This is a genomic window from Pseudomonas sp. IT-P294 (genome assembly GCF_949767865.1).
Taxonomy (GTDB): domain Bacteria; phylum Pseudomonadota; class Gammaproteobacteria; order Pseudomonadales; family Pseudomonadaceae; genus Aquipseudomonas.
On sequence record NZ_CATKQW010000055.1, the window covers coordinates 298265 to 318752 of the forward strand.

Here is a 20488-nt window from a genome sequence, read left to right on the forward strand (position 1 = left end):
ACAGGATTGGCGATGCAGCTCCCGGTCCCCGTCGGACGCAACCTGCGACGGCGGCTACAGGGAATCATTGTTCAACGCGCGGGCGGATTCTCACCCAACGGCACCACCGCCATGGTCAGCCGGGACACACAACTGGCCTTGCCTTCATCGCTGGTCAGGCGAATATCCCAGACATGCGTCGTGCGCCCAATGTGAATCGCCTTGGCCACCGCGGTCACCCGCCCACTGCGCAGGCCGCGCAAATGGTTGGCGTTGATTTCCAGGCCCACGCAATAAAACTTGCTCGCATCGATGCACAGGTAGCTGGCCATAGAACCCACCGATTCGGCCAGCACCACCGACGCCCCACCGTGCAGCAACCCGTAAGGCTGGTGGGTGCGATGGTCGATGACCATGCTGGCGGTCAGGGACTCTTCGTCGAAGGCTTCGAAGCGAATATCCAGCACTTCGCCGATGGTGTTTTTCTGGATTGCGTTCAACTGCTCGATGTTGGGAGTAGTACGCCACAGACTCATCGTTGCTTTCCTTTATTGGATTTTGTTCGTGGCTCAATCCTGCCACAGCACCGCCTCGCTACGCTCGCTCCATTCTTCGAAGCGCGCGCCGTAAGCTGCCTCGATCACGTTGCGCTTGATCTTCAGCGTCGGCGTCAGAAAGCCGTTTTCCACCGCCCAACTGTCCTTGACCACCACCAACCGGCGCAGGCGTTCGTGCTTGTCGAGCATAGCGTTGACCTCCTCCAGCAGTTTTTCCAGGCTTGAATGCAGCCCCGCACGCGCCGTTCCATTGGCGTCCTGCTGGCCGACCGCCGACAGCACGCACAACCCCAGCGGCGCACTCAAGCCATCGCCAACCACGCACACCTGTTCAATCCGCGAATGCACCGCCAGACGGTTTTCGATCGGCGCCGGAGCAACGTATTTGCCTTTGCTGGTTTTGAAGATTTCCTTCAGCCGCCCGGTCAGGCGCAGGTTGCCCTCGGCGTCTTGCTCGCCCTTGTCGCCGGTGCGCAGGAAGCCATCCTCGGTGATGGTTTCAGCGGTTTTCTCAGGTTCCTTGAAATAGCCAAGCATGGTCGCGCCACTGCGCACCATGACTTCGCCTGATTCGGCAATCCGCACTTCGACCTCCGGGCAGGGTTTGCCGATCCAGCCGGGTTTGTTCTCGCCAGGGCGGCAGATATGGGAATACCCGCAGCTCTCGGTCATGCCGTAGACCTCCAGCACATCCAGCCCCAGTTTGCGGTACCACAGCAACAAGGTCTGCGGCACGGGCGCGGCACCGGACAGGGCGATGCGCAATTCATCCAGCCCCAACCCGGCCAGTACTTTGTGCCCTACCCGCTTGCCGATGAAGGGCAGGCCGAGCAGAAAGTCGAGGCGTTTCGCCGGGATCTTGCTGTACACGCCCATCTGGAACTTGGTCCAGATGCGCGGCACACCGAACAACGCGGTCGGACGCGCGCGCTGCAAATCAGTGAGGAAGGTGTCGAGGCTCTCGGCAAAGAAAACAGTTTGGCCGGTGTAGATCGATGCCAGTTCGACGAACATGCGCTCCGCGACGTGGCATAGCGGCAGGTAGGACAACAAACGGTCTGATTCATTAAGGCCAAACAACTGGGTGCCATGCGTGGTGGCGAACCCCAGGTTGCCGAAACTGTGCATCACCCCCTTGGGCAACCCGGTGGTGCCTGAGGTGTAGATGATGGTTGCCAACTGATCGGCCGCCGGTTTGGGATCGTCCTGGATCGGCGAGCTTTTTTGCAGATCGTCCCAGCTGAAATCGAAGCGCCCGGGCGGGTGCAACGGCAGGCTGATCGTCGGCAGATCAGGGCTGACACCGCGAGACATACTCGGCCAGTCATCGAGCTTGCCGATGAACGCCAGCGCCGCTTCGGAGTGGTCGAGCACTTGCGCCACGGACTCGGCAGTGAGGTTCGGATACAGCGGCACCGAAACGTGGCCGGCCATCCAGATTGCCAGGTCGGCGATGATCCAGTGGGCGCAGTTTTTCGAGATCAGGGCAATGTGGCTGCCTTGGGGCAGTTCGCGGGCTCGCAGCCAGTGCGCAGCGCAGCGGGCCTGATGGCCGACGTCGGCCCAGGTCAGGGTCTCGACGTGTCCGCCGCCCGTGGGTTGGACCAGAAAACGCTGGCGGGGATGACGGGCTTCACGCTCGTAAAAGACGTCCAGCGGCAAACGAACAGCAGCAGGCATGCGACTCGCTCCTTTTTTGTTCTGGAGCAAGCGTAGTCAACCAAGCAAGTGCTTGGTTAACTATTTCACTAGAAATTCAGCAACATCGCCGACCCTGTGGGAGCGTGCTTGCCCGCAAAGGCATCGACCCGGTCTTTCTAGAAGACCGTGGTGCCTGCATCGCGAGCAAGCCCGCGCCCACAGGGATACGGCTTTTGAAGTGACTAGGGGTGCTTGATGCCGTTGAGCTTCATTGATCCAATCACCAGTTCATTGCTTTCAAGCTCGGCCAGTCCGGCAGTACTGACCTTTTCCGGCGGATATCCAGCGCCATGTTGCAGATAGCTGAGCAAGTTACCCACCAGCGGATTGTGGCTGACCAACAGGACGTTACTCACTGACACCAACTGCTCGGCCACCTTGTCCGGGTCGATTTCCGGGGTGAGCCACTCGACAGTGCGGATCTCTGGCTCGAAACCCAGCGCTTCTCGCACCAGTTGAGCGGTTTCCTGCGCTCTGCGATACGGGCTGGCATAGATCGCGGTCAGCGGCTCGCCCATTAACTCGGCAGCGCTGCGCAGCACTTCTTGACGACCATTGTCCGTCAATGCCCGCTCCGAATCGTGGTTCTTGGAACCGTGTGGCTCGGCTTCACCATGACGCAATACCCAGAGTTTCATAGCTTGGGCTCCTCATCTCGGGCCGGATGTGGCGCAGGCGCCACGACGTGCGGCGCTTCACCTTCCGGGGTACGCGGCGTCGGCCAGTCGGCGAACGGCCAGGGTTTCTGGTCGCTGTGAAAGCTGCCGAAACGACCGATCTGCGCCAGGAACTGGCTCAGGCTGTCGCCGAAGTTCATCAGGCTGGCGCTCGGGGCGCCATAAATCAAACGATAGATCAATTGGACCAGCACCACGGCCCCGAGGATGAACTGGGCCACTTGCCAGACCAGCACAAAGACGATCATCCATAAAACCCGCAGCAGAATGGACTCGTATTTGGCCTCTGTTTTCGGATCGTTCATGTGCAACTCCCTGCTTTTTCTGGAAAGCGTAATCAGTTGAAACCGCTGGTGGAAATGAAGTCGACATCAGTTTTCGGTTCGCCACGCATCAATAGCCCAATCACCTGATCAAGCGTGCGCCCTTCGAACAGGATCGCGTGCAATCCGGCGACCAGCGGCATGTAGACGCCGACTTCCTGAGCCTTGGCCTTGAGCACTTTCAGCGTATTCACCCCTTCAGCCACTTCGCCAAGGCGAGTCACCGCCTCCTCAAGGCTCAAGCCCTGACCGAGGGCAAATCCGACCTGATAGTTACGGCTTTTGGGGGATGAGCAGGTCACGATCAAGTCACCGACACCGGCGAGCCCCAGGAACGTCATCGGGTTGGCGCCCTGATTGACCGCAAAACGGGTCATTTCCGCCAGTGCGCGGGTGATCAGCATGCTCTTGGTGTTCTCTCCCATGCCCAGCGCCACCGCCATGCCGGCGATGATCGCGTAGACATTTTTCAACGCCCCGCCCAACTCCACGCCAAAACGGTCCGCACTGGCATAGACACGAAAGGTGCGGCCGTGCAGCGCTTCCTGGACCCGCTGACACAGTTCTTCGTCTTCGCTGGCCACCACCGTGGCGGTCAGCGCGTGCTCGGCGATTTCACGGGCAAGGTTCGGCCCGGACAACACGCCGATGCGCGCTTGCGGTGCGATCTCTTCGAGAATCTCGCTCATCAGTTTGAAGGTGTGGGCTTCGATGCCTTTGGTCAGGCTCACCAGCAATTTGCCGCTCAAAAGCTCGGCATGCGGGGCCAGCACCGAGCGCAGCGCGCTGGACGGCAGCGCGACAAAGCACAGGTCGCAGGCTTGCAGGGTTGCCTGCAAGTCGGTTACCGGCTCCACGGCCGGCAGAATCTTGATGCCTTTGAGGTAACGCGGGTTCTCGCGATTGACCCGAATGGACTCGGCCTGTTCAGGGTCACGCATCCACTGCCGGACCTGATGCCCGTTCTCGGCCAGTAGATTGGCCACGGCGGTACCAAAACTTCCGCCTCCCAGGACCGCAATTGGGCGCTGTTCAGTCATATGTAATCCGTTAATCCATACCAGTGGCAATGTCGGCATTATACGGAGCAGCCCAGTGGCGGCCAGTCCCCGCATCAATTACCGGTATTTGTAGGAAGAAGACCAACAAACACGAGGAAAATGCCTTCATCGTGACTGGAAAAGTAGTAGAGCTCGGTTAACATGCGGGCCAACTAATCGCTATCAGGGATGTTTCGTGTCGTTTGGCACTCCTTCACCTCGCTCGCCGCTGGTCCTGGCACTGATTTTCAGCTCGCCAGCGCTGCCCGACGACTTGTTCCTCGACAAGACCAGAGCACCCGGGAGTCGCGCTACGACCTTGAATTGCAGGACACTCTCAGCCTGTCCGACAGCCTGCGACGGGTCAGCGGCATGAACTATCGTTACGACCGGGCAGAATCCGAGACCTACTTTAACGGCACGCTCGACGACACCACCTGGCGGACATTCGGCCAACTCGAGTGCCGTGCCACCGAACACTGGTTGCGGCAGGGCGGAGCAATGTTCGAAGACACGCAATTGACTGGCAGCTCGATGACCCCACGGGTCGCCGTCAACTATCTGATCAACCCGCGCCACGGCTTGCGCGCCGTGTATTCGCAAGCCGTCCGCTCGCCGGACATGCTCGAGAACAACTACGACGAACGCCGGGTGCTTTACTTCAGCGCGGAGCTGACGTTTTAAATGCCGCATCGCCTGCCACGCAAGTCGCCAGGCCTTGGCCGTCTGCTGGCAGGGTTGTGCCTGCTTCTGGCCGGCCTGCTTGGCTGCCTGCCAACCCAGGCTGCCGACATTCTGCTGACCGGCACCGAAGACAGCCCCGGCGTGCAATCCTTCGTCCACGCACTGAGCGAACTTCGCCCCGCCGACACCGTGCGTTTCCAGACCTTGGCGAGTCTTCCGGTCCCCGGCAAACTGCCCGCTGGCACCCGGCTGATCCTGCTCGATCTGCCGAGTCTCGACTGGCGCCTGCAAGACGCACTGGGCCCGGCGACGCTGGTCCTGCGCATCAGCCGCTTGCAGGCTCACCAACGCTTTGGCACTCACCTGCCGCCGCACTTGAGCCTGCTCTGGAGTGATCCGCCACTGGATCGGCAATTGCGCCTGATCCAGCTCATCCTGCCTCAGGCCCACCGGGTCGGCGTGCTGTACGACAGTCACAGTGAATTTCTTTTGCAAGAACTGCATCAGGCCGCCCAGCCTTTGGGACTTGAACTGGTCAGCGAGCGCTGGGATAACACCAGCGACAGCCGCCCCTTGCAGACCTTGCTGAAAAACAGCGACGTGCTGCTGGGGCTCGACGACCCCGATGTGTACAACCCAAAAACTGCAAAAAACCTGCTGCTGAGCAGCTATACGCGCCAACTGGCGCTGATCGGACCCAACGCCGCCTTCGTCAAGGCCGGCAGCCTGGCCAGCACCTATAGCGATCAAAATGACTGGCTGGCGGTGCTTAACGAACTACTCGACCGTCCACCCCGCAGTTGGCCAAGCGTGCTCTACCCGCAACACTTCAAAGTCTTAAGCAACCCGCAGGTGGCTCGTTCATTAGGTATTGAGCCGATGAATGATGCGTCTGTCGCCACCCTGTTGGCTGAAGGAGAAAGCCGTCCATGACCTTCCGTCGCCGTTGGGACATCAACACCCGCACCCAGATGATCAGCCTCGGCCCTGCCCTGTTGCTGACGCTGCTGCTGATCAGCTTCTTCACCTTCGTGCGCCTTCAGGACCTGCGTCAGGAACTCAATCACACCGGACAACTGATCGCCAATCAGCTGGCACCGGCCACGGAATACGGGGTGATTTCAGGCAACAACGACGTCCTCGAAAGCTTGCTCAAGGCGACGCTGGCCACGCCAAACGTGCGCTTTCTAGAGGTTCAGGACAGCGCCAACCGGATTCTGGTGTATGTCGAGCAACCGTCGGAAACCCACTCGCGTTCGCACCAGGTCGAAGTGTTCCAGGCACCGGTACGGTTGCAACGGATTGCCCTGAACAATGATTTCTTCCAGGGCAGCAAAGTGGCCAACACAGCATCGCCCGAGGACTATCTGGGCCGGGTGATTGTCGGCTTGTCCAACGATGCCTTCAGCCAGCGCCAGCAGGAAATCCTGTTCAAGGCCGGGATCCTTGCCTTGTTCGCCCTGCTGTTTACCTTTCTGTTAGCCCGACGCCTGGCCGGCAGCTTGTCACAGCCGATTCGCGACATCGGCCACGCCGTGAAAGCGATCCAGCAAGGCGACTACAAGACGCCGCTCCCGATCGTCGACGACACCGAACTGGGCGCGCTGTCACAACACATCAATAACCTTGCCCACGGCCTCGAACAAGCCAGCCGCGAACAGCACCAGGCCATGGCACAGCTGATCCAGACGCGTGAAGAAGCGGAAAAAGCCAACAACGCCAAGTCCGACTTCCTCGCGATGATGAGCCACGAACTGCGCACCCCGATGAACGGCGTGCTTGGCATGCTGCAACTGCTGGAAACCACCGACATGACCGAGGAGCAGGTGGAATATGCGGCGCTGGCTTCGGAGTCCACCGAACACTTGCTCAAAGTGATCAATGACATTCTCGACTTCTCGCGCATCGAGCGCTCGGAACTTGAGCTTGAACACATTCCGTTCAACCTCGCGGACCTGATCGCCAGCTGCGCCCAGTCGTTCTCGCACAGCGCGGCGCAACGCGGGCTCGACCTGGCGTTGACGATCCCCGAGGACATGCGTGCGTTGCAGGTCCAGGGCGATCCCACACGAATCAGGCAGATTCTGGTCAACCTGATGGGCAATGCGCTGAAATTCACCGAGCACGGCCGCGTCAGCATCGAGCCGCAGTGGCAATCGCTGGACCATGAATTGCTGTGGTTTACCTGCACCGTGCGCGACAGCGGGATTGGCATCTCGTCCGAAAGACTGGAATTGATGTTCGACGCGTTCCAGCAAGCCGACAGTTCTATTTCAAGGCGTTACGGCGGCACCGGGCTGGGACTGCCGATTGCCCGTACCCTGGCCGAACGCATGGGCGGCACCTTGCGTGCGCAGAGCGAAGAAAGCGTAGGGTCGGTGTTCACCCTGGAAATTCCGCTGGCTCTTTATAAGCAGTCGTTGCCGGAACGGTTGCCGCGGCCCCTGACCGGAGACGGACATGGCGAGGGGCGCAATGTGCTGCTGGTGGAAGACAACCCGGTCAACCAGACCGTCATTGAAGCAATGTTGCGCAGCCTGGGCTTTACTGTCAGCGTCGCCACCGATGGCGCGCAAGCGGTGCGCAGTGCCGAAAGCCTGATTTTCGAAGCGATTCTGATGGACTGCCGGCTGCCGATCATTGATGGCTATGAGGCCACTCGCCAGATCCGCCAATTGCCGGGCTGCGCGGACATGCCGATCATCGCCCTGACCGCCAATGCCTTGCAGGGCGACCGGGAAGCATGTTTATCGGCAGGAATGAACGATTACCTGGCCAAGCCGTTCAAACGCACGGATCTGCAGCAAATTCTGCAGCGCTGGGTGCAGTAGTGCAGGCCTTTCGACCATCTGCGACTGGCGTGAAAGGCGAAAGTGCGGCAGTCTTAGGCACCCGAACAAGCCCGAAAAGGGGCTTGAATAATAATTTCAGTGCACAAGTGTACATTCATGTCCTTGGTGCTGTGACTTTCACCACAACGCAATAGTCTATGAGTAGGCTGCTGACTCGAGGCATGAACGCCTCGATCGGCCGGGAAGATTTGCCCCACCCTGCCGCATGGGACTATTGAGGAGCTCGCATGACCCAACAAAACGCCTTTACTCGGGAAGACCTGCTGCGCTGCAGTCGCGGTGAGCTGTTCGGCCCAGGTAACGCACAACTGCCCGCCCCGAACATGCTGATGGTGGATCGCATCACCCATATCAGTGCCGAGGGTGGCAAGTACGGCAAAGGTGAATTGGTCGCCGAGCTGGATATCACTCCGGACCTGTGGTTTTTCGCCTGCCACTTCGAAGGTGATCCGGTGATGCCAGGCTGCCTGGGCCTCGACGCCATGTGGCAACTGGTCGGCTTCTTCCTCGGCTGGCAGGGTCTGCCGGGCCGTGGTCGTGCGCTGGGTTCGGGCGAAGTGAAATTCTTCGGCCAGGTCCTGCCAACCGCCAAGAAAGTCACCTATAACATTCAGATCAAGCGCGTGCTCAAGGGCAAGCTGAACCTGGCCATCGCCGATGGTTCGGTCAGTGTCGACGGCCGCGAGATCTACACCGCCGAAGGCCTTCGGGTCGGCGTTTTCACCTCCACTGACAACTTCTAAGGGTTATCCGCATGCGCCGCGTCGTTATCACTGGTCTGGGCATCGTTTCGTGCCTGGGCAATGACAAAGAGACCGTCTCCGCTAACCTGCGTGCAAGCCGCCCTGGCATCCGGTTCAACCCGGAATATGCTGAAATGGGTCTGCGTAGCCAGGTTTCCGGCTCCATCGACCTTCCACTCGAAGAGCTGATCGATCGCAAGATTTATCGCTTCGTCGGCCACGCGGCGGCTTACGCCTATCTGGCCATGAAAGACGCCATCGCCGACTCCGGTCTGACCGAAGAGCAGGTTTCCAACCCGCGTACCGGCCTGATCGCCGGTTCCGGTGGTGCCTCCACGCTGAACCAGATGGAAGCGCTGGACATCCTGCGCGAGAAAGGCGTGAAGCGCGTTGGCCCATACCGCGTCACGCGGACCATGAGCAGCACCGTTTCCGCTTGCCTGGCAACCCCGTTCAAGATCAAGGGCCTGAACTACTCCATCGCTTCTGCCTGTGCGACCAGTGCTCACTGCATCGGTACCGCCATGGAACAGATCCAGATGGGCAAGCAGGACATCGTGTTCGCTGGCGGCGGTGAAGAAGAACATTGGAGCCAGTCGTTCCTGTTCGACGCCATGGGCGCATTGTCCAGCCAGTACAACGAAACCCCGGAAAAAGCTTCCCGTGCCTACGACGCCAAGCGTGACGGTTTCGTCATCGCCGGCGGTGGCGGCATGGTCGTGGTCGAGGAGCTGGAACACGCTCTGGCTCGCGGCGCGAAGATCTACGCGGAAATCGTTGGCTATGGCGCGACCTCCGACGGCTATGACATGGTCGCTCCAAGTGGCGAAGGCGCCATCCGCTGCATGCAGATGGCCATGTCCACCGTCGATGCTCCGATCGACTACCTGAACACCCACGGCACCTCGACTCCGGTCGGCGACGTCATGGAAATGAAAGGTGTGCGTGAAGTGTTCGGCGACAAGGCACCGGCCATCAGCTCCACCAAGAGCCTGTCGGGTCACTCCCTGGGCGCCGCCGGCGTTCACGAAGCGATCTACTGCATGCTGATGATGGAAGGCAACTTCATGGCGGGTTCCGCCAACATCGACGAACTGGACCCGGAAGTGGCAGACATGCCGATCCTGACCAAGACGCGCGAAGACGCCACCATCAATACCGTGATGAGCAACAGCTTCGGCTTCGGTGGCACCAATGCCACGCTGGTACTGAAGCGCTGGACCGGCAAGTAAGACACTCCGCCGTCTCGCAACACAAAAAAACGCCCCGACTGGTTCGGGGCGTTTTTTTTGTGCCTGAGTAATGGAGAACACCACCAACCGTGTGGGAGTGAGCCTGCTCGCGATAGCGGATTACCAGACAACACATCTGTCGACTGAAACACCGCAATCGCGAGCAGGCTCACTCCCACAGTTTCGGTGTTGAACCTGCGATTTTGCTCACCGCAAACATGAAGCTTTTGTCATGAAACTCAGCACCCTGCGACCCAATGCCGCGGGCTTGAAGGGCTGCAGGACTTTTGCAGAATTGGCAATTGTCCATTACAAAACCCGGTTATTTACTTAGCAGGCTAACAAAACATATAACGGAGTCCTGCACATGCCTTGCTGCAGATAACAGAGATTGGAGCTAGCAGATGACTGTAAAAGTAACTGAACGCGACGATTCACATAAGTCCCACGAAGGCGTAGCCGCCGGTATCCGCATCTGGGACGTGCATCAACAAGACATGCTGGTGGGGATGTTCCACTCCGAGACCGACGCCCACAGCTACAAGGCCGAACTGGAAAAACTGGAGCAGCAACGAGAGCTCCGATCCGCATAAGCAATGACAGCATTGAAAACGACAAACCCCGCCATGAGCGGGGTTTGTCGTTATTGCGAGCTCTACAGCCTTACCACATCAGATCATCAGGAATCTGATAGGCCGCATACGGATCGTCCTCGGCGATGACGTCTTCGGTCTTCACGTTCATCTGCACGATGCGCTGCGGATCGCGCTCCTGAATCTTCAGGGCGGCTTCACGCGGGATCACTTCATAGCCGCCGGCATGGTGCACGATCGCCAGCGAACCGTTGCTGAGCTTGTTGCGCATCAGGGCGTTGACGCAGATGCGCTTGACCTTCTTGTCATCGACGAAGTTGTAGTAGTCCTCGGTGGTCAGCTTTGGCAGGCGCGAGACTTCGATCAATTGCTTGACCTGGGCCGCACGGGCCTTCGCCTCGGCTTTCTCCTGTTGCTGACGGTTCAGCTCCTGGTCACGCTTGACCTTCTCGGCCATCGCTTCCTGGGCCGCACGCTGCTGCGAGTCATCGAGTTCGATCTGACCTTTATGGGCCAGGCGCTGCTGCTTCTGCTTCTCTTTGCCGACCTGTTTGGCCTGCTTCTGGTTGACCAGCCCTGCTTTGAGCAACTGGTCGCGAAGGGAAATGCTCATGGTGCTTATTTCTCACTTAGGCCACTGCTCAACCGCAGCTGGACACATTCTTTTCCTGTCGTTTGGCTTCGCCCCACAAGGCGTCCAACTCTTCGAGGGTGCAATCTTCCATGGGACGATGGGTGTCGCGCAATGCCTGTTCGATAAAACGGAAGCGTCTTTCGAACTTGCTGTTGGCGCCACGCAATGCAGTTTCCGGATCGACCTTCAAATGACGCGCCAGATTGACCACGGAAAACAGCAAGTCGCCGACTTCATCGGCTATCGCTACCGGATCGTTATCGGCCATGGCTTCGAGTATTTCATCGAGCTCTTCGCGAACCTTGTCCAGCACTGGCAAGGCGTGCGGCCAGTCGAAACCGACCTGCCCTGCGCGTTTTTGCAATTTGGCCGAACGAGACAACGCCGGCAACGCGGCGGGTACGTCGTCGAGCAATGACAGCTGCTGCGGCGCGATGGATTTCTCGGCACGCTCTTCGGCCTTGATCTCTTCCCAGCGATGCTTGACCTGTTCTTCACTCAGACGCGGGACATCCAGTGGAGCGTACAGATCGCCTGTCGGAAACACGTGCGGATGACGACGGATCAGCTTGCGCGTAATGCTGTCGATCACGCCGGCGAATTCGAAGCGCCCTTCTTCCCGGGCCAACTGGCTGTAATAAACCACCTGGAACAGCAAATCGCCAAGCTCGCCCTGCAAGTGATCGAAGTCACCGCGCTCAATGGCATCGGCGACCTCGTAGGCTTCCTCAAGGGTGTGTGGGACGATGGTGGCGTAGGTTTGTTTGATGTCCCACGGGCAACCAAATTGCGGGTCACGCAAGCGGCTCATCAGGTGCAGCAAGTCTTCGAGTGAATACATCAATCAGTCTCTACAAGAACCTGTGGGAGCTGGCCTGCCAGCGATGGCATCACCTCGATGCTACTGAAAGACCGAGGTGCCTGCATCGCTGGCAGGCCAGCTCCCACACGGGGACATCTTCAAGGTGTCCGGTTACGCCGGGTTTCGATGATGTTCGGCAACTGGGAAATCCGTCCCAGCAACCGCCCCAGTGCATCCAGCCCGGGAATCTCGATGGTCAGGGACATCAACGCGGTGTTGTCCTCTTTATTCGAGCGGGTGTTGACCGCCAGCACGTTGATCCGCTCGTTGAGCAGCACTTGCGACACGTCGCGCAGCAAACCGGAGCGGTCGTAGGCGCGGATGATGATGTCCACCGGATAGGTGAGCACCGGCACCGGGCCCCAGCTGACCTGGATGATCCGCTCGGGCTCGCGCCCGCCCAGCTGCAACACCGAGGCGCAGTCCTGACGGTGAATGCTCACGCCACGGCCCTGGGTGATGTAACCGACAATCGCATCGCCCGGCAACGGTTGGCAGCAGCCGGCCATTTGCGTCATCAGGTTGCCGACGCCCTGGATCTGAATGTCGCCACGCTTGCCCGGTTTGTAGCCGGTGGCTTTACGCGGAATCAGTTCCAGCTGTTCGTTGCCGCGTTCCGGCTCGACCAGTTGCTGCGCCAGGTTCACCAGTTGCGCCAGGCGCAAATCGCCGGCGCCCAACGCCGCGTACATGTCCTCGGCGGTCTTCATGTTGGCCTTGTCGGCCAGCTTGTCGAAGTCCACCGCCGGTAGACCGAGGCGACTCAGCTCACGTTCGAGCAAGGTTTTACCGGCCGCGACGTTCTGGTCGCGGGCCTGCAATTTGAACCAGTGAACGATCTTCGCCCGCGCCCGCGAAGTGGTGATGTAACCCAGGTTCGGGTTCAGCCAGTCGCGACTCGGCGTGCCGTGCTTGCTGGTGATGATCTCTACCTGTTCACCGGTTTGCAGGCTGTAGTTGAGCGGTACGATGCGTCCGTTGATCTTCGCGCCACGGCAGTTGTGACCGATTTCGGTGTGCACGCGGTAGGCGAAGTCCAGCGGCGTCGCGCCCTTGGGCAAGTCGATGGCGTGGCCGTCCGGGGTGAAGATGTAGACCCGGTCCGGTTCGATATCGACGCGTAGCTGCTCGGCCAGACCACCGATATCGCCCAGCTCTTCATGCCACTCGAGCACCTGACGCAGCCAGGAGATTTTCTCTTCGTAGTGATTGGAGCCGGATTTGACGTCGGTGCCCTTGTAGCGCCAGTGCGCGCAAACGCCCAGCTCGGCTTCCTCGTGCATGGCGTGGGTGCGGATCTGCACCTCAAGCACTTTGCCTTCAGGGCCGATCACTGCGGTGTGCAGCGAGCGGTAGCCGTTCTCTTTCGGGTTGGCAATGTAGTCGTCGAATTCTTTCGGGATGTGCCGCCACAAGGTGTGGACGATGCCGAGCGCGGTGTAGCAATCGCGCATTTCCGGCACCAGCACGCGCACGGCACGCACGTCGTAGATCTGGCTGAACTCCAGACCCTTGCGCTGCATTTTGCGCCAGATCGAATAGATGTGTTTGGCCCGGCCACTGATGTCAGCGTCGACGCCGGTAGCGGTCAGCTCATTCTTCAGCTGACTCATCACATCGGCGATGAAGCGCTCGCGATCCAGTCGCCGCTCGTGGAGCAACTTGGCAATCTGCTTGTACTGATCGGGCTCGAGGTAACGGAAGGACAAGTCCTCCAGCTCCCACTTGATGTGACCGATACCGAGACGGTGAGCCAGCGGCGCGTAGATGTCGAAGACTTCACGGGCCACGCGATTGCGCTTTTCATCATCGGCGGTTTTCACCGCACGGATCGCACAGGTGCGTTCGGCCAGTTTGATCAGCGCGACGCGAACGTCGTCGACCATCGCCACGAGCATCTTGCGCAGGTTTTCGACCTGACCCTGAGTGCCCAGCACCAGCGATTGACGGGGGCTCAGGCTGGCGCTGATCGCCGCCATGCGCAGCACGCCGTCGATGAGTTTGGCGACCACCGGACCGAAGCGCTGGCTCACGGCCGGCAGTTCGATCTGGCCTTCGCGCACGCCGCGGTACAAGACCGCCGCGACCAACGAATCCTGATCAAGTTTGAGGTCGGCGAGAATCTCGGCGATCTCAAGGCCCGTGCGGAAACTTGAGGTCCCTTCGGACCACAGGTTTTTCGCCGCATTGGCTTGTTGTTCAGACGTACGAGCGAACTCGCACGCTTCCTTCAAGGCTTCGCGATCCAGTGCCAGATCGACACTGACCGCATGATCGAGCCAAGCCTCGAGATTGATACTGCCGTCGGTGTTGATCGGCTGGTGTGCTCTCACCTGTACCATCTTGCTTACCTTCCCTACGACGCAGATTCAATGCGTCAAATCGCTGACCTTCATTCCCCGATTTGCCCTCACTGGGCTAATGCGAGAGCTGCACGGGCGGCCAGTCGGACCAGACGAGCCATCCTAGCTCGCTTCAAATAACGCCATGGCCTCGACATGTGCCGTCTGAGGAAACATATCGAGAATCCCGGCACGTTTTAACCGGTAGCCCTGCTTGATCAATTCAACCGTGTCGCGCGCCAGCGTTGCCGGATTGCACGACACGTACACCAACCGTTTGGCACCCAGCGATGCCAGCGTGCGCACGACCTCGAAAGCACCGTCACGCGGTGGGTCCAAGAGTACCGCACAAAAGCCTTCGCGCGCCCACTCGGCATCGGTCAAAGGCTGGGATAAATCGGCCTGAAAAAAATGCGCATTATGAAGATTATTGCTAGCCGCATTTTCGGCCGCCCGCTCGACCATCGCTTGCACGCCTTCGACCGCCACCACTTCGCGAACGGCTTTGGCCAGCGGCAAGGCGAAGTTGCCTAACCCACAGAATAGATCGAGAACCCGTTCCTGCGCTGTCGGCTTCAACCAGTCCAGTGCCTGGGCAACCATCGCTTCGTTGACCCCGGCGTTGACCTGAATGAAATCCCCTGGCCGGTAAGCCAGGTTCAAGTCCCATTGTTCAAGGCGATAGCCTAGGGACTGCCCTGCCTCGGCCGGTTGCGGTTCGCCTTCACCGTGCAGCCACAACTGGGCTTCATGGGCGGCGCAGAATTCCTTGAGAATGGTCAGGTCGGCATCGGACAACGGCGCCATGTGCCGCAGCAACACCGCCAATGACGAACCGCTGAACAACTCCACGTGGCCCAGCGCTTGCGGTTTGCTCAAGCGCCGCAACATCTGCGGCAAGCCGGTCATGATCGGCTGCAAGGGCTGAACCAGCACCGGACATTCATTGATCGCAACGATGTCCTGACTGCCCGCCGCACGAAAACCGACTTCGAGTTTTTTCGCTTTCATGTCCCAGCGCACTGCCACGCGGGCGCGACGGCGGTAGCCGAATTCCGATCCGCTCAACGGCGCCGCCCACTCTTGGGGTTCGACACCGGCGACCTTCGACAGTTGTTCGGCGAGCATGCTCTGCTTGAGGGCGAGTTGTTCGTTGTGTGGCAGGTGTTGCACGCTGCAACCGCCACAGCGACCGGCATGCGGACACGGCGCCGGACGACGCAATTCGCTGGCCTGGAGCACACGTTCGGTGCGTGCCTCGACCACTTTGCCGCGGGCACCCAACACGCGCGCCTCAACCTCTTCACCCGCCAATGCGCCGATGACGAACCAGGTACGACCTTCGAAAAACGCGATACCACGACCGTCATTGGCGAGGCGCTCGATGCTCAAGCGCTGCTTTTTGCCGGTCGGGATTTGCGGGGCCTTGCTACCGCCGGTGGGCTGGAAGCGCAGGCCTCTCTCTTGCTTGGCCATCAGTTGGGCGCGTCGAAAATGCCGGTCGACAAGTAACGGTCGCCTCGGTCGCAGATGATCGCGACGATCACCGCGTTTTCAACTTCTTTGGAAAGACGCAGCATTGCTGCCACCGCACCGCCCGAAGAAACGCCGCAGAAGATGCCTTCTTCGCGGGCCAGACGACGGGTCACGTCTTCGGCCTCGCTTTGCGCCATGTCGACGATCCGGTCCACGCGATCCGCCTGGTAAATCTTCGGCAGGTATTCTTGCGGCCAGCGACGGATGCCCGGAATTGCCGAGCCTTCCATCGGTTGCAGGCCGATGATCTGTACGTTCTCGTTCTGCTCTTTCAAGTAGCGCGAGACGCCCATGATGGTGCCAGTGGTGCCCATCGAGCTGACGAAATGCGTGATGGTGCCCTCGGTCTGACGCCAGATTTCCGGGCCGGTGGTGGTGTAATGCGCCTCCGGATTATCGCCGTTGGCGAACTGGTCCAGCACCTTGCCCCGGCCTTCGGCTTCCATGCGCTGGGCGAGGTCGCGAGCGCCTTCCATGCCTTCTTCCTGGGTGACCAGGATCAGCTCGGCGCCATACGCCGTCATCGCGGCCTTGCGCTCGGCGCTGGAGTTGTCCGGCATGATCAGGATCATCTTGTAACCCTTGATCGCCGCGGCCATCGCCAGGGCGATCCCGGTGTTACCCGAGGTCGCCTCGATCAGCGTATCGCCGACGTGAATCTGCCCGCGCAGTTCGGCGCGGGTGATCATCGACAGCGCCGGACGGTCCTTGACCGAACCCGCCGGGTTATTCCCTTCGAGCTTGAGCAAAAGGGTGTTGCTGGTGGCGCCAGGCAGGCGCTGCAAACGGACCAGCGGAGTGTTGCCGACGCAATCGGCGATGGTTGGGTACTGCAAGGTCATGGCGTATTCGCAATCCAGACTGCGGGGGCGCCTATCATACCGGCAAACGTGCGCAGGCCATATCACGCAAAGTGTGGTGCTTATGGCTTATGGGAATAAGCGGGCGAGTGGGCCGAGGAAGAATCCTACGCATAAGAGTAATGGACCTGTAGGAACACGGCTTGCGCTCGACGATTCTGTAATACAGGACGATGTTTCGGGACATCCTCCTAGGATATTTCCCGCAGGTTCTGGTGGCATCGATGAACTGGTGAGTAATAAGTTTCATTGATAGTCTTTTGGTCGCACTCCACGCTACTTGGCGAGGTAAAGCACCACCAAACTTCCTGAAGACTCTAAATCAATGTCCGAAAACTCGGCTTTATTTCGTTCCGAAGTTACTAACGCGAAAAACGAAAACCGCTTTGGCAGCGTTCTGATCCATCAACCATGGGGGTATGGTGTAGCTGCCATCCTAGCTAGCATATTAATACTCCTATTGATGAGCTACGCCTACTTCGGGACCTATACCCGAAAAGCAACTGTTAATGGCTTGCTTATGCCAGAGCAGGGAATGTTGCGCTTAACTTCAGTTGGCACTGGATTACTGACAGAGGTTCTTACGAAGGAAGGGCAAACCGTTGGGACCGGTCAAGCGTTATTCGTAGTTTCCGGTGAACGCTTTGGCTCAACAGGCGGTATACAAAATCTCATTTCGGAACAACTCACTCAGCGCATGCTGATAATTGAACGCAACCTTCACTTGGCGAACGAGCGCCGTAAAGGACAGCTACTCATGCTTGATGGGCGCCTCGCTGCAATAACCGAAGAATTAATTCAATTTCGAGAAGAAATACGCATGCTTAAACGGCGCGTAGCATTGGCGGAAACTCAACAACAGCGACAGCAAGAATTGGCAGCAGTTGATTTTATTTCCCTCGCACAGCTTCAAAAAGGAGAGGGAGATCTTTTAGCATTGCGGGGGCAACAAAAAAGTATTCAACGCGCCCGAGCGAGTCTCAGCCGCGAACGGATGGAACTGCAGGCACAAAGACAAGAGATCGAGTTGCGGTATCGCGCCGAGACTGCAGAGATAGATAACAGCGTCTCCTTAGTCAGGCAGGAGCAGGCGGAAAATGATGTTCGCCGCAAACAGATAAGCGTGGCACCGTTTGCTGGCACCGTAACTGGTTTGAACGTGCAAAAAGGTCAACAAGTCGAGGTCGGCTCACTGCTGGCTAGTCTGATCCCTCAAGGAGCAAGTCTTACTGCTCATTTATATGTCGCTTCTCGTCAGGCGGGGTTTATAGAGACGGGCCAGACCGTATTAATGCGATACGCCGCCTATCCATATCAAAAATTCGGCATGGCCCGAGGACAGATTGTAGAGCTGGCGAAGAGCCCCTACGCAGTTCAGGAGTTACCTGCTCACATCGCAAGTGCTGTTCATAGCAAAGCCCTACCATCTGAGCTCTTTTATCGCGTAACTGTTGCACTGGACTCACAGACGATTGCCGCATACGGAATTCCGCACCTGCTGCAGGCGGGAATGCTATTGGAAGCTGATATCGTTCAGGACGAACGTCGACTTTATGAGTGGGCTCTGGAACCTATTTACTCTGTGACTGGCAAAAAAATACATTGAACAGAATCTAAACGAAAACAGCAGGAGGCGACAACCGCATGACAAAAAGGGAATCTGAAGTCCTGAATTCACTCTTCCAAGGACTAACCAACAAACAAATAGCTACGTCACTTGGCATAAGCGACTTCACCGTACGTGATCATGTCTCCTCAATTCTTCGCAAGAAAGGAGTTGGATCAAGGGCAGAATTGTTGGCAGCTGAAATTAAAAACAAGACGCTCTAACCCCTACATTTATAGGATTTAAAAAAACATCCAAGAAAATTACACTCTCCATCACACCCCATGTCACGCTCAGCTCCAAACTTACGATTCGATCATCAACCAACGGCCACCCGCCTACCCCGGCAAACGGCTAGTGCGCAACCCATACAATCTTATCTTCAGCCACAGGTAAACCCCATGACCGATCATAAACTTAGAGAACCTAGTGACGGCTGGAACATGCAAGCATTGGGAATACACTTTGCAGAAGGCACTGTATCTAGCGCACTAATGTCTGCTTTTAAAATCGGTATTTTTTTTATTTTTTGCTACTTAATCTACAGATTGCTGCGCTTACGATGGGGAGTTTACCAAAGCTTATGCGCAACCTTTCTCTTACTTCACATACTTCCTATCATAATACTACTAATAATAAAACAAACTCTCCACCAATAACAAACTTTAGCACCACAACCCACCCCACATAAAACAGGGAGTAATCATGCGTGAATTGACGATATGTGACTTTGAGTTAGTTTCTGGAGCAGTCGGCCCGCCAGGGGCTGTTGTTGGAGCGGTTACAGGGGCAGCAACTTATATTGGAGGCGCAATGGCTACCGGACAGGGCGACGTGGCAGGCCTTACTGCAAGTGCTGTGGCTGGAGGTGCCGCTGGCTTTCTGCTAGGCCCTGCCGGCATGGGTGTTGCTCAAACTACTGCGGCAACCATTCTTGGCGCTGAAGTAGGTTTTTATTCCGGCATGATGGGAGGACAGGCTCAAAGTGCGATTAATGCAGCAGGAACTAACTACGGCGGCACTAACTACAACTAAATAATCAACCAATAGAGGGCCTAGCTACTCCCCTACAGCTAGGTCCTTCAGGTCTATTTTTATGAGCATAAAATTCAACATGTCTTTTGATGACTTCTTTGAAAGTCACCAAGAAAGAAAACCTCTACTCATCAAGAAGGCATTAGCCAACAATGAGTTCTCTTGGAGCGACGTGAATGAAATCTTTGATAATAGCGACGTCTCGTCCAACGACTTCAAACTCTCTCTGGACGGCATACGACCCAAATCTGAATACATAGAAAGCTATTACGACATCGGAATCTTACGTCACCGACTTATTAAACCCGCAATTTATGAACACTTAAAAAACGGAGCCACGCTAATCACCAACAAGATCAAGAATTCAAAAAAAGTCAGCCATATTTCAAAACAGATTTCGACATTCACCGGCAGACAGGTCGTAAGTAGTGCGTATTTGTCTTTTGGCAACAAGGATTCCTTTCGATGCCACTGGGATACTCGAGACGTATTTGCGATCCAATTAATAGGCCGTAAACGCTGGATTGTTTACGAACCATCGATGGAGTCGCCTTTATACACCCAACAAAGTAAAGACTACGAACACGAACACCCATGCCCAACCAGTCCGTTCATGGATATCGTTCTAGAGCCAGGCGATGTTTTTTATCTCCCCCGAGGCTGGTGGCATAACCCTTTGCCACTTGGAGAGGCGACATTCCATCTTGCGATAGGGACTTTCCCGGCATATACAGTTGACTACCTTTCATGGTTATTTAAACGAATTGAAACCCACACCGACCTACGCCGCTCGCTCCATATTTGGCAGCATGACAAAGAACATCTTTCATTGGCCGGCAGACAACTCAATGAGTTGATCACTAATCGCGATAATTACCAATGTTTTCTTGATGAATTTAATGGTGCTATACGGGTTGAGTCTGCGCTGGCTTTAGATATTTTCGGCGACCCTAACGCAGGCACGCTTTCCGAACATTTTGGCGTTCGACTGTGTACAAGTAGTTGCTACAGCATAACTGATGATTACATCATTGCGAACGGCACCCGATTAAATCTTGACGAGCAAAGTAAAAAAATAATTCAGCACATAGTAAAACTCCCCAACATCTGCATTGGGGCGCTCATCATAGGACACCCAGAAATACCCGCCGACAAGTTACGCAAACTGATTAGTCAACTATGCCATTTAGACATACTGGAATTCTCCAGAACCTGATTAAATTAGGCTCATT

At 57.4% G+C, this 20488-nt stretch carries 19 protein-coding genes and 1 pseudogene; 10 read left to right on the forward strand and 10 right to left on the reverse strand.

The features are described from left to right. Window positions 1-71 precede the first annotated feature (71 nt). The 5 genes from ACM6I0_RS25835 to ACM6I0_RS25855 all read right to left on the reverse strand — a co-directional run bounded on the left by ACM6I0_RS25835 (window position 72) and on the right by ACM6I0_RS25855 (window position 4277). A complete protein-coding gene (locus tag ACM6I0_RS25835) occupies window positions 72-515 on the reverse strand; it encodes a hotdog fold thioesterase (protein WP_090186884.1) in 444 nt (147 codons plus the stop codon). A gap of 33 nt (window positions 516-548) precedes the next feature. Next, window positions 549-2216 carry an AMP-binding protein gene (locus ACM6I0_RS25840; RefSeq protein WP_414923600.1) on the reverse strand — a complete coding sequence of 556 codons (1668 nt, stop codon included), beginning with the start codon at window positions 2214-2216 and terminating at the stop codon, window positions 549-551. A 203-nt stretch (window positions 2217-2419) separates the two neighbouring features. Continuing rightward, a complete protein-coding gene (gene sixA, locus ACM6I0_RS25845; RefSeq protein ID WP_285433912.1) occupies window positions 2420-2875 on the reverse strand; it encodes a phosphohistidine phosphatase SixA in 456 nt (151 codons plus the stop codon). Beyond that, a complete protein-coding gene (locus tag ACM6I0_RS25850; protein ID WP_285433910.1) occupies window positions 2872-3219 on the reverse strand; it encodes a DUF4389 domain-containing protein in 348 nt (115 codons plus the stop codon). Before ACM6I0_RS25850 ends, sixA begins: the two co-directional genes overlap by 4 nt. A gap of 32 nt (window positions 3220-3251) precedes the next feature. Beyond that, window positions 3252-4277 carry an NAD(P)H-dependent glycerol-3-phosphate dehydrogenase gene (locus tag ACM6I0_RS25855; protein ID WP_285433908.1) on the reverse strand — a complete coding sequence of 342 codons (1026 nt, stop codon included), beginning with the start codon at window positions 4275-4277 and terminating at the stop codon, window positions 3252-3254. Window positions 4278-4526: 249 nt separating this feature from the next. Here ACM6I0_RS25855 and ACM6I0_RS25860 point away from each other — a divergent pair. The 6 genes and pseudogenes from ACM6I0_RS25860 to ACM6I0_RS25885 form a co-directional block, all read left to right on the forward strand. Beyond that, window positions 4527-4913 (forward strand): annotated as a pseudogene (locus ACM6I0_RS25860) (TonB-dependent receptor domain-containing protein); the annotation flags it as partial. A 48-nt stretch (window positions 4914-4961) separates the two neighbouring features. Then, window positions 4962-5894 carry an ABC transporter substrate-binding protein gene (locus ACM6I0_RS25865; protein WP_414923601.1) on the forward strand — a complete coding sequence of 311 codons (933 nt, stop codon included), beginning with the start codon at window positions 4962-4964 and terminating at the stop codon, window positions 5892-5894. Next, entirely contained in the window at window positions 5891-7792 is a 1902-nt protein-coding gene (locus tag ACM6I0_RS25870) for an ATP-binding protein (protein WP_414923602.1), read from the forward strand. Before ACM6I0_RS25865 ends, ACM6I0_RS25870 begins: the two co-directional genes overlap by 4 nt. Window positions 7793-8040: 248 nt before the next feature. Continuing rightward, window positions 8041-8556: a 3-hydroxyacyl-[acyl-carrier-protein] dehydratase FabA gene (gene fabA / locus ACM6I0_RS25875; protein WP_008148022.1), complete on the forward strand. Its 516-nt coding sequence runs from the start codon at window positions 8041-8043 to the stop codon at window positions 8554-8556. A gap of 11 nt (window positions 8557-8567) precedes the next feature. Next, window positions 8568-9788, forward strand: coding sequence for a beta-ketoacyl-ACP synthase I (fabB, locus tag ACM6I0_RS25880; protein ID WP_222588033.1), 1221 nt, complete (start codon window positions 8568-8570; stop codon window positions 9786-9788). Between the two features lie 404 nt (window positions 9789-10192). Continuing rightward, the gene (locus tag ACM6I0_RS25885) at window positions 10193-10381 is read left to right on the forward strand and encodes a hypothetical protein (RefSeq protein WP_090186910.1); all 189 of its coding nucleotides are present in this window, start codon (window positions 10193-10195) and stop codon (window positions 10379-10381) included. 70 nt (window positions 10382-10451) lie between these two features. Here the strand turns inward: ACM6I0_RS25885 and ACM6I0_RS25890 are convergent, their stop codons facing one another. The 5 genes from ACM6I0_RS25890 to cysM all read right to left on the reverse strand — a co-directional run bounded on the left by ACM6I0_RS25890 (window position 10452) and on the right by cysM (window position 16597). After that, entirely contained in the window at window positions 10452-10994 is a 543-nt protein-coding gene (locus ACM6I0_RS25890) for a DUF2058 domain-containing protein (RefSeq protein WP_285433902.1), read from the reverse strand. A gap of 28 nt (window positions 10995-11022) precedes the next feature. Next, window positions 11023-11856: a nucleoside triphosphate pyrophosphohydrolase gene (gene mazG / locus ACM6I0_RS25895; protein WP_414923603.1), complete on the reverse strand. Its 834-nt coding sequence runs from the start codon at window positions 11854-11856 to the stop codon at window positions 11023-11025. A gap of 119 nt (window positions 11857-11975) precedes the next feature. Then, window positions 11976-14219, reverse strand: a complete 2244-nt coding sequence (gene relA / locus ACM6I0_RS25900; RefSeq protein ID WP_259152896.1) for a GTP diphosphokinase — start codon at window positions 14217-14219, stop codon at window positions 11976-11978. 123 nt (window positions 14220-14342) lie between these two features. Beyond that, entirely contained in the window at window positions 14343-15695 is a 1353-nt protein-coding gene (gene rlmD / locus ACM6I0_RS25905; protein ID WP_414923604.1) for a 23S rRNA (uracil(1939)-C(5))-methyltransferase RlmD, read from the reverse strand. Further along, window positions 15695-16597, reverse strand: a complete 903-nt coding sequence (cysM, locus tag ACM6I0_RS25910; RefSeq protein WP_084321990.1) for a cysteine synthase CysM — start codon at window positions 16595-16597, stop codon at window positions 15695-15697. Before cysM ends, rlmD begins: the two co-directional genes overlap by 1 nt. A gap of 343 nt (window positions 16598-16940) precedes the next feature. Between cysM and ACM6I0_RS25915 the strand changes: the two genes are divergently transcribed. The 4 genes from ACM6I0_RS25915 to ACM6I0_RS25930 all read left to right on the forward strand — a co-directional run bounded on the left by ACM6I0_RS25915 (window position 16941) and on the right by ACM6I0_RS25930 (window position 20472). Further along, window positions 16941-18221, forward strand: a complete 1281-nt coding sequence (locus ACM6I0_RS25915) for an HlyD family secretion protein (RefSeq protein ID WP_414923605.1) — start codon at window positions 16941-16943, stop codon at window positions 18219-18221. 38 nt (window positions 18222-18259) lie between these two features. Then, a complete protein-coding gene (locus ACM6I0_RS25920; protein ID WP_285433898.1) occupies window positions 18260-18445 on the forward strand; it encodes a LuxR C-terminal-related transcriptional regulator in 186 nt (61 codons plus the stop codon). 481 nt (window positions 18446-18926) lie between these two features. Beyond that, window positions 18927-19256, forward strand: a complete 330-nt coding sequence (locus ACM6I0_RS25925) for a hypothetical protein (protein ID WP_285433896.1) — start codon at window positions 18927-18929, stop codon at window positions 19254-19256. Between the two features lie 61 nt (window positions 19257-19317). Further along, on the forward strand, window positions 19318-20472 hold the full coding sequence (locus ACM6I0_RS25930) for a JmjC domain-containing protein (protein WP_414923606.1): 1155 nt from the start codon (window positions 19318-19320) through the stop codon (window positions 20470-20472). Window positions 20473-20488 lie beyond the last annotated feature (16 nt).

Coding starts and splice junctions, on each gene's coding strand:
- ACM6I0_RS25930 (WP_414923606.1), top strand. CDS start 19,318: ATGAGCATAAAATTCAACATGTCTTTTGATGACTTCTTTGAAAGTCAC.
- ACM6I0_RS25870 (WP_414923602.1), top strand. CDS start 5,891: ATGACCTTCCGTCGCCGTTGGGACATCAACACCCGCACCCAGATGATC.
- ACM6I0_RS25885 (WP_090186910.1), top strand. CDS start 10,193: ATGACTGTAAAAGTAACTGAACGCGACGATTCACATAAGTCCCACGAA.
- ACM6I0_RS25855 (WP_285433908.1), bottom strand. CDS start 4,277: ATGACTGAACAGCGCCCAATTGCGGTCCTGGGAGGCGGAAGTTTTGGT.
- cysM (WP_084321990.1), bottom strand. CDS start 16,597: ATGACCTTGCAGTACCCAACCATCGCCGATTGCGTCGGCAACACTCCG.
- ACM6I0_RS25865 (WP_414923601.1), top strand. CDS start 4,962: ATGCCGCATCGCCTGCCACGCAAGTCGCCAGGCCTTGGCCGTCTGCTG.
- ACM6I0_RS25925 (WP_285433896.1), top strand. CDS start 18,927: ATGCGTGAATTGACGATATGTGACTTTGAGTTAGTTTCTGGAGCAGTC.
- sixA (WP_285433912.1), bottom strand. CDS start 2,875: ATGAAACTCTGGGTATTGCGTCATGGTGAAGCCGAGCCACACGGTTCC.
- ACM6I0_RS25835 (WP_090186884.1), bottom strand. CDS start 515: ATGAGTCTGTGGCGTACTACTCCCAACATCGAGCAGTTGAACGCAATC.
- relA (WP_259152896.1), bottom strand. CDS start 14,219: ATGGTACAGGTGAGAGCACACCAGCCGATCAACACCGACGGCAGTATC.
- fabA (WP_008148022.1), top strand. CDS start 8,041: ATGACCCAACAAAACGCCTTTACTCGGGAAGACCTGCTGCGCTGCAGT.
- fabB (WP_222588033.1), top strand. CDS start 8,568: ATGCGCCGCGTCGTTATCACTGGTCTGGGCATCGTTTCGTGCCTGGGC.
- ACM6I0_RS25915 (WP_414923605.1), top strand. CDS start 16,941: ATGTCCGAAAACTCGGCTTTATTTCGTTCCGAAGTTACTAACGCGAAA.
- ACM6I0_RS25850 (WP_285433910.1), bottom strand. CDS start 3,219: ATGAACGATCCGAAAACAGAGGCCAAATACGAGTCCATTCTGCTGCGG.
- mazG (WP_414923603.1), bottom strand. CDS start 11,856: ATGTATTCACTCGAAGACTTGCTGCACCTGATGAGCCGCTTGCGTGAC.
- ACM6I0_RS25890 (WP_285433902.1), bottom strand. CDS start 10,994: ATGAGCATTTCCCTTCGCGACCAGTTGCTCAAAGCAGGGCTGGTCAAC.
- ACM6I0_RS25840 (WP_414923600.1), bottom strand. CDS start 2,216: ATGCCTGCTGCTGTTCGTTTGCCGCTGGACGTCTTTTACGAGCGTGAA.
- rlmD (WP_414923604.1), bottom strand. CDS start 15,695: ATGGCCAAGCAAGAGAGAGGCCTGCGCTTCCAGCCCACCGGCGGTAGC.
- ACM6I0_RS25920 (WP_285433898.1), top strand. CDS start 18,260: ATGACAAAAAGGGAATCTGAAGTCCTGAATTCACTCTTCCAAGGACTA.